The organism is Thermobifida alba (assembly GCF_023208015.1).
Taxonomy (GTDB): domain Bacteria; phylum Actinomycetota; class Actinomycetes; order Streptosporangiales; family Streptosporangiaceae; genus Thermobifida; species Thermobifida alba.
In genome coordinates this window covers 4351249-4363233 of record NZ_CP051627.1, presented here as the reverse complement: position 1 = coordinate 4363233, position 11985 = coordinate 4351249, and the positions used below count along the sequence as shown (strand labels likewise).

At 73.4% G+C, this 11985-nt stretch carries 12 protein-coding genes; 4 read left to right on the top strand and 8 right to left on the bottom strand.

What is annotated here, in order from left to right; all coding sequences use genetic code 11:
* Positions 1-23 precede the first annotated feature (23 nt).
* Entirely contained in the window at positions 24-374 is a 351-nt protein-coding gene (locus FOF52_RS19500) for an STAS domain-containing protein (protein ID WP_248591344.1), read from the top strand.
* 25 nt (positions 375-399) lie between these two features.
* On the opposite strand, the gene FOF52_RS19495 is transcribed toward FOF52_RS19500, so the two are convergent.
* The 4 genes from FOF52_RS19495 to FOF52_RS19480 all read right to left on the bottom strand — a co-directional run bounded on the left by FOF52_RS19495 (position 400) and on the right by FOF52_RS19480 (position 4176).
* A complete protein-coding gene (locus FOF52_RS19495; RefSeq protein WP_248591343.1) occupies positions 400-1116 on the bottom strand; it encodes a M50 family metallopeptidase in 717 nt (238 codons plus the stop codon).
* A 135-nt stretch (positions 1117-1251) separates the two neighbouring features.
* Positions 1252-2175, bottom strand: a complete 924-nt coding sequence (locus FOF52_RS19490) for a DUF4097 family beta strand repeat-containing protein (RefSeq protein WP_248591342.1) — start codon at positions 2173-2175, stop codon at positions 1252-1254.
* 31 nt (positions 2176-2206) lie between these two features.
* Positions 2207-2866 (bottom strand): response regulator transcription factor, encoded by a 660-nt coding sequence (locus tag FOF52_RS19485; RefSeq protein ID WP_248593941.1) that lies wholly within the window; start codon positions 2864-2866, stop codon positions 2207-2209.
* A 2-nt stretch (positions 2867-2868) separates the two neighbouring features.
* Positions 2869-4176 carry a sensor histidine kinase gene (locus FOF52_RS19480; RefSeq protein WP_248591341.1) on the bottom strand — a complete coding sequence of 436 codons (1308 nt, stop codon included), beginning with the start codon at positions 4174-4176 and terminating at the stop codon, positions 2869-2871.
* A 167-nt stretch (positions 4177-4343) separates the two neighbouring features.
* Here FOF52_RS19480 and modA point away from each other — a divergent pair, with 167 nt between their 5' ends.
* Genes modA through FOF52_RS19465 form a run of 3 tightly spaced genes read left to right on the top strand, consistent with a single transcriptional unit; the run spans position 4344 to position 6977 of the window.
* Complete coding sequence (gene modA / locus FOF52_RS19475) at positions 4344-5111, top strand: molybdate ABC transporter substrate-binding protein (RefSeq protein WP_248591340.1); 768 nt, start codon at positions 4344-4346, stop codon at positions 5109-5111.
* Positions 5089-5919: an ABC transporter permease gene (locus FOF52_RS19470; RefSeq protein ID WP_248591339.1), complete on the top strand. Its 831-nt coding sequence runs from the start codon at positions 5089-5091 to the stop codon at positions 5917-5919. Before modA ends, FOF52_RS19470 begins: the two co-directional genes overlap by 23 nt.
* Positions 5916-6977 carry an ABC transporter ATP-binding protein gene (locus FOF52_RS19465; protein WP_248591338.1) on the top strand — a complete coding sequence of 354 codons (1062 nt, stop codon included), beginning with the start codon at positions 5916-5918 and terminating at the stop codon, positions 6975-6977. Before FOF52_RS19470 ends, FOF52_RS19465 begins: the two co-directional genes overlap by 4 nt.
* Positions 6978-7517: 540 nt before the next feature.
* On the opposite strand, the gene FOF52_RS19460 is transcribed toward FOF52_RS19465, so the two are convergent.
* The 4 genes from FOF52_RS19460 to FOF52_RS19445 are packed head-to-tail and all read right to left on the bottom strand — an operon-like array spanning position 7518 to position 11869.
* Positions 7518-7958 (bottom strand): SRPBCC family protein, encoded by a 441-nt coding sequence (locus FOF52_RS19460; protein ID WP_248591337.1) that lies wholly within the window; start codon positions 7956-7958, stop codon positions 7518-7520.
* Positions 7959-8008: 50 nt separating this feature from the next.
* Positions 8009-8818: a TrmH family RNA methyltransferase gene (locus FOF52_RS19455; RefSeq protein ID WP_248591336.1), complete on the bottom strand. Its 810-nt coding sequence runs from the start codon at positions 8816-8818 to the stop codon at positions 8009-8011.
* A 17-nt stretch (positions 8819-8835) separates the two neighbouring features.
* Positions 8836-9819, bottom strand: coding sequence for an NUDIX hydrolase (locus tag FOF52_RS19450; RefSeq protein WP_248591335.1), 984 nt, complete (start codon positions 9817-9819; stop codon positions 8836-8838).
* Positions 9812-11869: an RNA degradosome polyphosphate kinase gene (locus FOF52_RS19445; RefSeq protein ID WP_248593940.1), complete on the bottom strand. Its 2058-nt coding sequence runs from the start codon at positions 11867-11869 to the stop codon at positions 9812-9814. The genes FOF52_RS19450 and FOF52_RS19445 overlap by 8 nt, the downstream gene beginning before the upstream one ends.
* Positions 11870-11985 lie beyond the last annotated feature (116 nt).

The window sequence follows — 11985 nt, the reverse complement described above, 5'->3', positions numbered from 1 at the left end:
CGGCGTACCCTTCCGGAGTCAGCATGTCCGCGTTGCAGATCACCGTTGACGAGCACGACGACACCGCCGTCATCGTGCTCGACGGAGAGATCGACATCGCCACCGAGAACGACTTCCGGGACACGGTCATCGCCGCCCTGGAGAAGCACCCCGGTGGCCGTGTCGTGCTGGACTGTACCGGTCTCGCCTTCATCGACTCCAGCGGTCTGCGGGTGCTGGTGCAGAGCTACAAGACCGCCCAGGAGCACGGCTGCCGGCTGCTCATCGCGGCGCCGTCCGAACGGGTCGCGAAAATCCTGCGGGTCACCGCGCTCGACACGCGCATCCCCGTCCACCCGACCGTGGAGGCGGCCCTGGCGTTCCCCGCCGCGTGACCCGGCACTCGGCCCCGCCCCGCCGTCAGCGGAACAGCAGCAGCCAGACCCCCAGCACCACCACGGCCATGTTGAACAGGGCGAAGAACATCACCCAGACGGTGCCGGGCACCCCGGTCAGCCGGTCCAGCTGGTCGGCGTCGGAGTGCGGCGACGGCTGGCGGCGGCGCTGGGACTGCAGTTCGAACACCGGGCGCACGCTCGCGAACAGCATGAACCAGGTGAACAGGTAGGCGAAGAAGCTCTGCACCTCGGCGGGCGTGAACCAGGAGACCAGGAAGACCACCGCGCCGGTGCCGACCACCGACACCACGCCGTAGACGTTGCGGATGAGCAGCAGCATCGCCGCCAGCAGCAGGATGCTGATCCACAGCAGGGCGGTGATCCGGCCGGCGGTGAGCAGCACGATCCCGACCAGTCCCACCACGGCGGGAGCGGTGTAGCCCGCCAGGATCGTCATGATCATGCCGAGGCCGTCGGGGCGGCCGCGGGAGACAGTGACGCCCGACGTGTCGGAGTGCAGCCGGACTCCGGTCAGCTGGCGTCCGCTGAGCAGCGCCACCACCGCGTGCCCGCCCTCGTGGGCGATGGTCACCACGTTGCGGGCCACCCGCCACGCCCGTCCTCCCGCCGCCACCACGAGCAGCGCGACCGCCCCGGCGGCGATGACGATCCACAGCGGGGGGTCGGGCTGCACGGTGAAGACGTCCTGCCACACCTGGGCGAACGAGTTGGCTTCCATCGGCCCTCTTCTCCGTCTCGGCTGCTACGCACTCTAGCCATTTCGACGCCGGTGCGGCGGTTCCGGATCTGCCCGAAGAAGCGGAACACACGCCGAAAAAGCCCGCTCCGCCCCGGGGCGGAGCGGGCGGCCGGATCAGCTCGGGCCGACGCTGATCGACCCGGTGTCACTGCGGGCCTCGATGACCGCCTCGGCGTCGGGCGACCGGTCCACCCTGACCTCCTCCGTGCCGATGTCGCTCTCGACGCTCACCCGGTAGACGGCGTCGGGCACCCGCAGTTCGACGTCGCCGATGTCCGTGGTGGCCGTCAGCGCCCGGAACCCGGTGTCGGTGTCGACCCGGACCGTTCCGGCGTTGCTGCGCGCCGTGGCGGTCTCGAACCCCGAACCGATAAGGATGTCGCCGATGGCGGTCGTCGCCTGGATCTCGGCGGCCCGGAAGTTCTCCAGGTTGATCGTGCCGGCGTCGCTGTCCGCGACCGCGGCGGGGCCGGACCCCTCGGCGGTGATGTCGCCGAGGTCGCTCTGCAACGAGATCTCGCCGACGACCCGCGACAGCCGGATCTCCCCCGTGTCGGTGGTGACGTCCACGTCCGCGACGATCCCGGTGACCTCCACGTCCCCCGTGGCGGTGGCCACCGAGACCTCGGTGCCCTCCGGCACGGTGACCACGTAGTCCGCCGAGCAGCGGCCGAAGACGTTGAGGAAGCCGCCGCAGTCGGCGGAGAGCCACAGCCGGTCGCCCTCCGTCTCGGCGTTCCGTCCGAGCCGGGCGGTCATGGAGGACCACATCCGCAGTCGCACGCTGACCGTGTCGCCGTCCCCGGCGATGACGGTGACGTTTCCCTCGGTGTAGTTGTCGATCTCCAGCCGGGCCGGGGCGGGAAACTCCTGCGACTCGGTCGCGGTCGCCACGGCGACGCTGTTGAGGACGCCCAGCGCGCCCACGCCGAGCGCGGCCAGGCCGATGAGCGCGCCGACGAGCAGCCAGCCCCGGCCCCGTCGGCCGCGCGGTGCCTTGCTCGACGAGGCGTAGAGTCCTCTGGCGGTGAAGGTCATCGCGGTGTTCGCTTTCTCGTGTGCGGGATGGTCACGACCGTCCCGAACTGGCTCGCAGGTACTGGAGGACGGCGAGCACCCGCCGGTGGTCGTGCGTGTCGGGCAGCAGGTCTAGCTTGGTGAAGATGGAGCGGATGTGCTTCTCCACGGCGCGTTCGGTGATGAACAGCCGGGCTGCGATGCCCGCGTTGTTGAGCCCCTCGGCCATCGCCGCGAGCACCTCGGTCTCGCGGGGGCTCAGACGGTCCAGCACGTTGTCGGTGTTGCGGCTGAGCAACTGCGACACCACCTCGGGGTCGATGGCGGTCCCCCCGTCCGCGATGCGGCGCAGGGTCTCCAGGAAATCGTCGATGTCGGCCACCCGGTCCTTGAGCAGGTAGCCGACCTTCGCCGCGCCGCCGCCCAGCAGTTGCGCGGCGTAGGTGCCGACGACGTGCTGCGACAGCAGCAGGACCGCGACTCCGGGATGTTCGGCGCGGATGCGGATCGCCGCGTGCATGCCCTCCTCCGAGTAGGTGGGCGGCATGCGGATGTCCACCAGGCACAGGTCCACGTCGCTGTGCTCGGTGACCGCGGCGAGCAGTGCCTCGGCGTCGCCGACCTGGGCGACGATCTCGATGCCCGCGTCCTCCAGCAGGCGGGCCATGCCGCCGCGCAGCAGTACCGAGTCCTCAGCGATGATCACACGCACGGTCACGCCTCCCAGGGGATGTCGGCGGTGAGGACGGTCCCCTCACCGGGTGGGCTGTGCACGAACAGTTCACCGTCGACCGCGTGCACCCGGTCGGACAGCCCGTGCAGCCCGGTGCCCGCGTCCGGGTCCGCGCCGCCGCGCCCGTCGTCGGTGACCGTGAGGCGGAGCAGGTCGCCGCGGCGGCGCGGGACCCGTTCGGCCCGCACCGTCACCGCGGTGGCTCCGGCGTGTTTGGCGACGTTGGTGAGCGCCTCGCAGGCCACGTAGTAGGCGACGCCCTCGGCGCGCGGCGACGGCCGCTCGGCCAGGTCGACGTCGAGGCGGACCGGCACCGGGCAGCGTCCGGCGGCGACCGGGAGCGCGGCGTCGAGTCCGTGGTCGGTGAGCACCCTCGGGTGCAGCCCGCGGGCCACCTCCCGCAGGTCGGCCATGACCGCCCGGGACTCGCGCTGGGCCTCCTCCAGCAGGGCCCGGGCCTGCTCGGGGTCGCGTTCGAACTTGGCGCGCGCCCGCGTCAGGGTCATGGTGAGGGCCAGCAGCCGCTGCTGCGCCCCGTCGTGCAGGTCGCGTTCGATACGGCGGCGTTCGGCCTCGGCCGCGTCCACCATGCGGGAACGGGTGTCGCTCAGTTCGAGCAGCCGTCGGCGGACCCGCACCTGCGGGGAGTCGAACAGGACCCGCCGCATGATGCCGGTGTCGAGGCGGACCAGCCACGGGGCGGCCCACAGGCCGCCCACCACCAGCGGCGGTCCCGCCAGGACGCAGAGCAGGACCGTGGTCAGGCCGGTGTTCTGCACGGACACGTCGCTCAGGAAGGTGATGGCCAACGCCAGGACGCCGCCGACCACTCCGCCGGTCCCGTAGGCGACCAGCAGCACGGTGAGGCCCCCGGCCAGCAGGCCGGTGAATCCGGCGACGGTGCTGTACAGCACCGTGGTCCAGGCTTCCCGGCCGAGGACGTACCGCAGGCCGCGCAGCAGCGGCGGCGCGTCGTCCGGTTCGGGCACCGTGGTCTCCACGATGCCGAACAGGGCCCCCACCCGCTTCTTCTGGATGTGGGTGCACAGCCGGGACAGCAGCGTGGCCACCGGCAGCGACACCAGGGTCAGGGCGGCCAGCACGGGCAGCTCCCAGTCGACGGGCACCAGTCTGAGCATGATCTCGGCCACCGTCGACGACAGGGAGCCGGCCATCAGCACCAGCAGCGCCGCGGGAACCAGGTAGAGCAGGGACAGCGCGAACGAGGTGAACAGGTGCAGCACCGAGATCAGGCGTTCCCGCCACGCCCCGAGCCCACTGTCCGCCATCCGTCTCCGCCTCGTCGTCCCACGGTCCGTCGACGGTCTCCCACCGTAGGCGGAGGCGGCGCGGACCGCACTGGCGACAGCACTCCGGATCACGGTGGTGGCAGCACTACCGGGCCGCCCCGGGACGGGCCCGGGGCCGGTGCGGGCGGGGGCGGTAGGGTGCTGCCGTGAGACTCTCCCGCCTTGTCGCACCGCTGTGCGTCGCGGTCGCGGCCTGCGCGTGCGCCCCCGGCGGAGGCGGTCCGCCCGCAGCGGGCGGGGAGCGGACCCTCACCGTGTTCGCCGCCGCCTCCCTCACCGAGGTCTTCGGCGAACTGGGCGCGCGGTTCGAGGCCGAGCATCCCGGCACCGCCGTGGAGTTCTCCTTCGCGGGCAGTCCCGCCCTCGCCGCACAGCTCGCCCAGGGCGCGTCCGCCGACGTGTTCGCCGCCGCCGACACCGCGAGCATGGACCTGGTCGCCGACGCCGTCGGCGTGTCCCGCGGGCCGGTGGTGTTCGCGCGCAACACGCTGCGGATCGCGGTCCCGGCGGACAACCCCGCCGGGATCGGCTCGCTCGGCGACCTCGCCGCCGACGGCGTCGACGTGGCGCTCTGTGCCGCACAGGTGCCGTGCGGCGCCGCCTCCCGCGCCGTGCTGGACGCCGCCGGGGCCGAGGTCGAGCCGGTGTCCTGGGAGGAGGACGTGAAGGCCGCGCTGGCCCGGGTGCGGTTGGGCGAGGTGGACGCCGCGCTGGTGTACCGCACCGACGTGGCGGCCGCCGGCAGCGCGGTGCGCGGCCTGGACTTCCCGGAGGCCGCGCAGGCCGTCAACGACTACCCGATCGCGGTGGTCGACGGCGCCTCGGAGGCGGACCTGGCCGAGGCGTGGATCACCCTGGTCACGTCCCCCGAAGGGGAGAAGATCCTGGACGATGCCGGTTTCGACCTTCCCTGAGCGGGAGCGGCGTCCGGGGCGGCCGTCCGCGGGCCGCGTCCCCTGGCCGCTGCTGCTCCCCGCGCTGCTCGGCCTCGGTTTCCTGGTGCTGCCGCTGGTCGGGCTGCTGGTCCGCGCGCCGTGGCCTACCCTGGGCCGCCGGCTGCTCTCCGCGGAGGTGCGGGACGCGCTGGTCCTGTCGCTGACCACGGCGACCGCCGCGACCGCCGTGTCCCTTCTGCTGGGGGTGCCGCTGGCCTGGCTGCTGGCCCGCACCCGCTTCCCGGGGCGGCGCGTGGTGCGGGCGCTGGTGACGGTGCCGCTGGTGCTGCCGCCGGTGGTGGGCGGCGTGGCGCTGCTGCTGGTGCTGGGCCGCAACGGCCTGCTCGGCCGGTACCTGTACGAGTGGACCGGGTACTCGCTGCCGTTCACCACGGCCGGGGTGGTGGTGGCGCAGGTGTTCGTGGCCATGCCGTTCCTGGTGGTCAGCGTGGAGGGGGCGCTGCGCGGGACGGACCGGCGCTACGAGGAGGCCGCGGCCACCCTGGGCGCGACCCGCTGGACGGTGTTTCGCCGGGTGACGCTGCCGATGGTCGCGCCGGGGGTGCTGGCGGGCGCGGTGCTGTGCTGGTCGCGGGCGTTGGGCGAGTTCGGCGCGACCATCATGTTCGCGGGCAACTTCCCCGGCCGCACCCAGACCGTGCCGCTCGCGGTGTACCTGGCGATGCAGCGCAGCCCGGAGGCGGCGATCGTGCTCAGCCTGGTGCTGCTGGCGGTGTCCGTGCTGGTCCTGGTGCTGCTGCGGGACCGGTGGACGGGGGCGCCGTGACGTCCGGAAAGGCCGTGCTGGACGCGCACCTGGTGGTGCGCCGCCCCGGTTTCGGGCTGGACGTGCGGCTGCGGGTGGGGCCCGGCCGGGTGCTGGCGCTGCTCGGCCCCAACGGGGCGGGCAAGTCCACGGCGCTGCGCGCCCTCGCCGGGCTGCTCCCGCTGTCGGGCGGGCACGTCCTGGTGGACGGCGGCGACGTGACCGCCGAACCTGCCGAGCGGCGCCCGGTCGGCGTGGTGTTCCAGGACTATCTGCTGTTCCCGCACCTGAGCGTGGTGGAGAACGTCGCGTTCGGGCCGCGCTGCCAGGGGATGCCGGCGCGGCGGGCCCGCCGCCTCGCCCTGGACCTGCTGGCGGAGATGGGCCTGGACGGGTGTGCGGCGGCGCGGCCGCGGACGCTGTCCGGCGGGCAGCAGCAGCGGGTGGCGCTCGCCCGGGCGCTGGCGGTGCGGCCGCGGCTGCTGCTGCTGGACGAGCCGCTGGCCGCGCTGGACGCGCACACCCGGGTGTCGGTCCGCGCGCAGCTGCGCCGCCGTCTGGCGGCCTTCGCCGGCGCGACCGTGCTGGTCACCCACGACCCGTTGGAGGCGATGGTGCTCGCCGACCGGGTGCTGGTGCTGGAGGACGGCGCGGCCGTGCAGGAGGGGACGCCCGCCGAGGTGGCCCGGCGGCCCCGCACCGGGTACGTGGCCCGGCTGGTGGGGGTGAACCTGTACCGGGGCCGCGCCGCGGGCACGCGGGTGCGGCTGGCGGGGCCGCCGGGCACGGAGGTGCCGTTGACCGTGGCGGAGCCTCAGGCGGGCACGGTGTTCGCCGCGTTCCCGCCGCGCGCCGTCGCCCTGTACCGGGACCGCCCCGGGGGCAGCCCCCGCAACGCCTGGCCGCTGACCGTGGACGGTGTGGAACGCTTCGGCGACCAGGTGCGCGTCCACCTCACCGGTGTCCTGGAGGTGAGTGCCGACATCACGGCGGCCGCGCTCGCCGAACTGGCGCTGTCCCCGGGGCGGCGGGTGTGGGCCGTCGTGAAGGCGACGGAGGTGGAGTGCTATCCGGCGTGACCGGCGGACGGTGCCGCGGCGCCGCTGCTCGGCCCCCTGGCGCTGCGCTCGTACAGCACGCTGCTCCCAGGAGGTCGGCCTGCCGGTTCCCGGGCTTCCGGAAGAGGTCGAACGGCGTCCCGCCGCTCCCGCCCGGGAGCCTCTCCGCGCGCGGAGCCGTCGTGGCCCGCCTCGACGACCTGGCAGGCGTCCACCTGGCCGAGCACCGGATCGAGGACCCGCGGCCGGACGCAGTCGCACCGTCCCGTTGAGCGACGCCATGGCCGGGTACGGCCCGGACGACCGGGTCCGACGGAGCAGCCCGCCGCGGCCTCGGCACACCCGACCGGCGGGAAGCCCGGCGCACACTCCGCTTCCCGGCCGAACGGACCGCTCCCGCCGAGGCCCCGGGGCCTCGGCGGTGCTCTGCGGGGAGCGCGGCTCGCCGGGTCGTGGCGCCACCGGGTCGGAGACAGCCGGACCACCGTGGAGATCCGGGACCGGACGGTCCGCGTCCTCGTGGTGCGGACCGGTCACCGGCGGGAGGCCCACCGTTCCCGACTACGCTTCCACCAGCTTCTTCAGCCTCGGCAGGGTGGCCTCGATGGCGCGGGCGTTGCGCGAGGGGTAGCCCGCGAGCTGGTAGAGGACGGCGAAGGGGCCCGTGGTGGAGTAGTCGAAGGTCTCGGTGACCCGGGTGGCGCCGCCGTCCAGCGGCTCCAGTTCCCAGCGCCAGCGGTGCGCACCGATGTGCCGCCAGGCGATCCGGCGGTCCTGCTCGTACTCCACCACCCGGTTGGTCATCCGGTAGGACACCCCGAACATCTTCATGTCCATGCCGAACTCGGAGCCCGCGACCAGCCGCTCCGGGCCGTGCAGGGGGCCGCGGACCGTGGCGGAGCCGTCGATGTCGGCGTGGCGGCGCGGGTCGGTGAGGAGCGCGAAGACCCGCTCGGCGGGGGCGTGGACGACGATGCTGCGGGACACCTGCTGCTTGGCCATGACCGCCAACCTACCGAGCGCGCCCGGGCGCCGGGACGCGCTCCCCCCGGTCAGCCGCCGAGGTCCGGGGCGTGCCGCCGGGCCTCGTACAGCATCACGCCCGCGGCGACGGCGAGGTTGAGCGACTCGGCGGTACCCGTCATGGGGATGCGCACCCGCAGGTCGGCGCGGTCCAGCAGGTCGTCGGGCAGTCCGTCGCCCTCGCTGCCGAGCAGCACGGCCAGCGGCGGCCGGTAGGCGGTGCGCCAGTGGTCGGCGTCGGCGTACCCGGAGGCGGCCACCACCTGCACGCCGTTCCGTTTCGCCCAGTCGAGGAAGGCCTCCGCGTCGGGGGCGCGCGCCACGTCCACGGCGAACAGGGAGCCCATGCTGGCCTTCACCGCCGCGGGGGCGTACGGGTCGGCGGTCTCCCCCACCAGCACCACGCCCGCCCCGCCGACCGCGTCCACGGTGCGCACGACCGTGCCGAGGTTGCCGGGATTGCCCACGCGGTGCAGCGCGGCGAAGACCGCGCCGGGCCGGACCGCGAGGTCGTCCAGCCGCGTGGTGCGGCTCCGGACGACCGCGGCCACCCCGGCGGGGCCGTCCCGGTCGGACAGCCGCGTGAACAGCTCGGCGCTGAGCCGCGCCACCCGCGTCCCCCGCGCCTCCTGCTCGGCGACCATTCCCGCGACCGGCCCGGTGAGCAGGTCGGGGGCGACGACCAGGGTCTCCACCGCCCAGCCGGCCTCCACGGCACGCCACACCGGCTGCGCGCCCTCCACGAGGAACACGCCCTCCCTGCGCCGGTACTTGCGGGAGGACAGCTGCCGGATGCGTTTCACCAGCGGGTTGGCGGCGCTGACGATCATGTCGCTCATCACGTCCCCCCTCGCGGTCATCCGGCCCGGGTGTGGCGTTCCACGGCGGCCAGCGAACCGTCCGCGGCGTCCACGTGCACCACCCAGAAGGTGCCCTTGCGCAGCGACAGCTGCTGGGGGACGGGGGAGCCCGTGCGGGCGAACGCCTCGCGCATGAGGTCGGCCACCAGCTCCCCGTGCGTGCACACCAGGGTGGGCCGCCGCTCCTCCAGCAGGTCCCCGAACGCCCGGCGGGCGGCCTCCCGGTCGTAGGGGCCGTCCTCGGAGTGGAGCGCCCCGACGGTGAAGGCGCGTTCGGTGCGGATCTCCGCCGCGCGGGTGACCGCGTAGGGCACCACGGTCTCGGTGCAGCGCGCGGCCGCCGAGGAGACCACCCGCAGCGGGCCGAACACGGCGAGCACCTCGGCCAGGGTCAGGGCGTCGGCGCGGCCGGCCTCGTCCAGGGGGCGCAGCAGGTCGTGGTCGTTCCACTCGCTCTTGTCCCCCGCCGAGGCGTGCCGCAGCAGGATCAGCGGCACCGTCCGCGCCGGACCGGCCCGGAAGTGGTCCAGCACGTGCACGTCGTGGTCGTAGGTGAGGCGGTCGCGGGCCTCGGCCACCGGAAGCCACTCCAGCGCGTCCACCTCCTCGTTGGGGGCGAACCGCGGGACGGCGGCCGGTTCGGGGGTGGCCGCCCACCACTCGACCTGCTTGGGCCAGCCGTCTTTCAGGTAGCGCTGCGAGGGCAGGCGGCGGCCCAGCACCGGGGCCAGGCCGGTCTCCTCGCCGACCTCGCGCACCGCCGCGGTGAGGAGGTGCTCGCCGTTCTTCAGCTTGCCCTTGGGCAGCGTCCAGTCGTCGCGGCCCGGACGGTGGATGAGCGCCACCTCGCTGCCGCGGCCGCCGTCCCGCCACAGCACCGCTCCCGCCGCCCGGATGGGCTCCAGGTAGCCGCCGGGCGCGGTGTCCTGCGGCGAAGAGGCGCCGGCGGCGGGTTCTTCGGGGGTTTCTGGTTCAGCCATCGACGACCCGCAGGTGGCGGTCGCCGCGCAGGGTGCTCTGCAGGTCCAGCAGCCGGGTCCCCTCCTCGTCGTGGGTGAAGCGGGTCCAGCTCCCGTCCGGGTTGAGGTGCCACGTCGACGTGCTGTCGGCCATCGCCAGGTCCATCAGGCCGACGAGTCGGGCGCGCTGCCCCGGGTCGACGACGCGGATCAGCGCCTCGACCCTGCGGTCCAGGTTGCGCGGCATGAGATCGGCGCTGCCGATCCAGACCTGCGGTTCCCCTCCATTCTCGAAGACGAAGACTCGGGAGTGTTCCAGGAACCGTCCGAGGATACTGCGCACCCGGATCGTCTCCGACAGCCCCTCCACCCCGGGACGCAGCACGCAGCTGCCGCGGACCCACAGGTCGATGGGGACTCCGGCGCGGGAGGCGGTGTAGAGGGCGTCGACGATCTCCTCGTCCACCAGCGAGTTGGTCTTGATCCGGATGCGCGCGGGCAGCCCCTGGGCGTGGTTGTTGATCTCGTGCTGGATCTGGCGCATCAGCGCCTCGCGCAGCGCGTGCGGGGCGACCAGGAGCCGCCGGTAGTGCTTCTTGCGGGAGAAGCCGGTGAGGTGGTTGAACAGGTCGCTGAGGTCCTCCCCCACCTCCTGGTCCGCGCTGAACAGTCCGAAGTCCTCGTAGATGCGGGCGGTGCTCGGGTTGTAGTTGCCGGTGCCGATGTGGCAGTAGCGCCGCAGGCTGCCGTCGTCCTCCTGGCGGACCACCAGTGCGAGCTTGCAGTGCGTCTTCAGGCCGACCACGCCGTAGACCACGTGGCAGCCCGCCTCCTCCAGCTTGCGCGCCCAGCGGATGTTGTTCTGCTCGTCGAAGCGGGCTTTGATCTCCACCAGCACGACGACCTCCTTGCCCGCGCGGGCGGCCTCGATGAGGGCCTCCACGATCGGGGAGTCGCCGCTGGTGCGGTACAGGGTCTGCTTGATCGCCACGACCCTGGGGTCGGCGGCGGCCAGGCCGATGAACCGCTCGGTGGTGGTGGCGAACGACTCGTAGGGGTGGTGGACGAGCAGTTCGCGGCGGCGCAGCACCTCGAAGAAGTCGTTCTGGGCAAGGGCCCGCGGCTCCACCGGCACCATCGGCGGGTACTTGAGTTCGGGCCGGTCCAGCTTGTGCAGCTGGGACAGTCCGGCGAGGTCCAGCGGGCCGGGGACGCGGTAGACCTCCTCCTCCACGGCGCCCAGCTCCTCCCGGAGGATGCCGAGGATCTCCTCGGAGATGGTCTCCTCGACCTCCAGGCGCACCAGCGGGCCGAAGCGGCGGCGCAGCAGCTCCTGCTCCAGGGACTTGACGAGGTCGTCGGTCTCGTCCTCGTCCACTTCCAGGTCGGCGTTGCGGGTGACCCGGAAGGCGTGGTGCTCCTGGATCTCCATGCCCTCGAACAGCTGCGGCAGGTGCGCGGAGATGACGTCCTCGACCGGCACGAAGCGCTGGCCGTCGAGTTCGATGAAGCGCGGCAGCACCGGGGGGACCTTGATGCGGGCGAACGTCTGCCGTCCGGTGTGCGGGTCGCGCACGGTGACCGCGAGGTTGAGGGAGCGTCCCGAGATGTAGGGGAAGGGGTGGGAGGGGTCCACCGCGAGCGGGGTGAGCACCGGGTAGATGGCGCGGCGGAAGAAGCGGTGCATGCGCTGCGCCTCGGTGCCGGTGAGGTCGTTCCAGCGCACGATGCGGATTCCGGCCTCGGCCAGCGCGGGCGCCACCGAGGAGTGGAAGCACCGGGCGTGCCGCTCCATCAGTTCGTGCGTGACCGCGCTGATCTCGTTCAGCTGCGCGCGGGGGCTCCACCGGGAGGAGACCGCGACCCCGGTGGCCAGGCGGCGCTTCAGCCCGGCGACACGGACCATGAAGAACTCGTCGAGGTTGCTGGAGAAGATGGACAGGAACAGGGCGCGTTCCAGGAGCGGCAGCGTGGTGTCCTCCGCCAGTTCCAGCACCCGCTGGTTGAAGCGGAGCCAGCCGATCTCGCGGTTCATGAAGCGGTCGGCGGGCAGCGGGGCCTCCTCCCGCACCGGGGGCGCCGCCGTCTCCGCGGTCGCAGACCTCTTCTTCTCCACGCTCAGTCCGTCCCCCGATCCTCCGGCGTCCCCGAGTCCGCGCGCTTCACCGGTCCGCTGTTGCACTCAGG

Coding starts and splice junctions, on each gene's coding strand:
- FOF52_RS19460 (WP_248591337.1), bottom strand. CDS start 7,958: ATGGCCAAGCAGCAGGTGTCCCGCAGCATCGTCGTCCACGCCCCCGCC.
- FOF52_RS19500 (WP_248591344.1), top strand. CDS start 24: ATGTCCGCGTTGCAGATCACCGTTGACGAGCACGACGACACCGCCGTC.
- FOF52_RS19450 (WP_248591335.1), bottom strand. CDS start 9,819: ATGGCTGAACCAGAAACCCCCGAAGAACCCGCCGCCGGCGCCTCTTCG.
- FOF52_RS19470 (WP_248591339.1), top strand. CDS start 5,089: ATGCCGGTTTCGACCTTCCCTGAGCGGGAGCGGCGTCCGGGGCGGCCG.
- FOF52_RS19495 (WP_248591343.1), bottom strand. CDS start 1,116: ATGGAAGCCAACTCGTTCGCCCAGGTGTGGCAGGACGTCTTCACCGTG.
- FOF52_RS19490 (WP_248591342.1), bottom strand. CDS start 2,175: ATGACCTTCACCGCCAGAGGACTCTACGCCTCGTCGAGCAAGGCACCG.
- FOF52_RS19455 (WP_248591336.1), bottom strand. CDS start 8,818: ATGAGCGACATGATCGTCAGCGCCGCCAACCCGCTGGTGAAACGCATC.
- FOF52_RS19480 (WP_248591341.1), bottom strand. CDS start 4,176: ATGGCGGACAGTGGGCTCGGGGCGTGGCGGGAACGCCTGATCTCGGTG.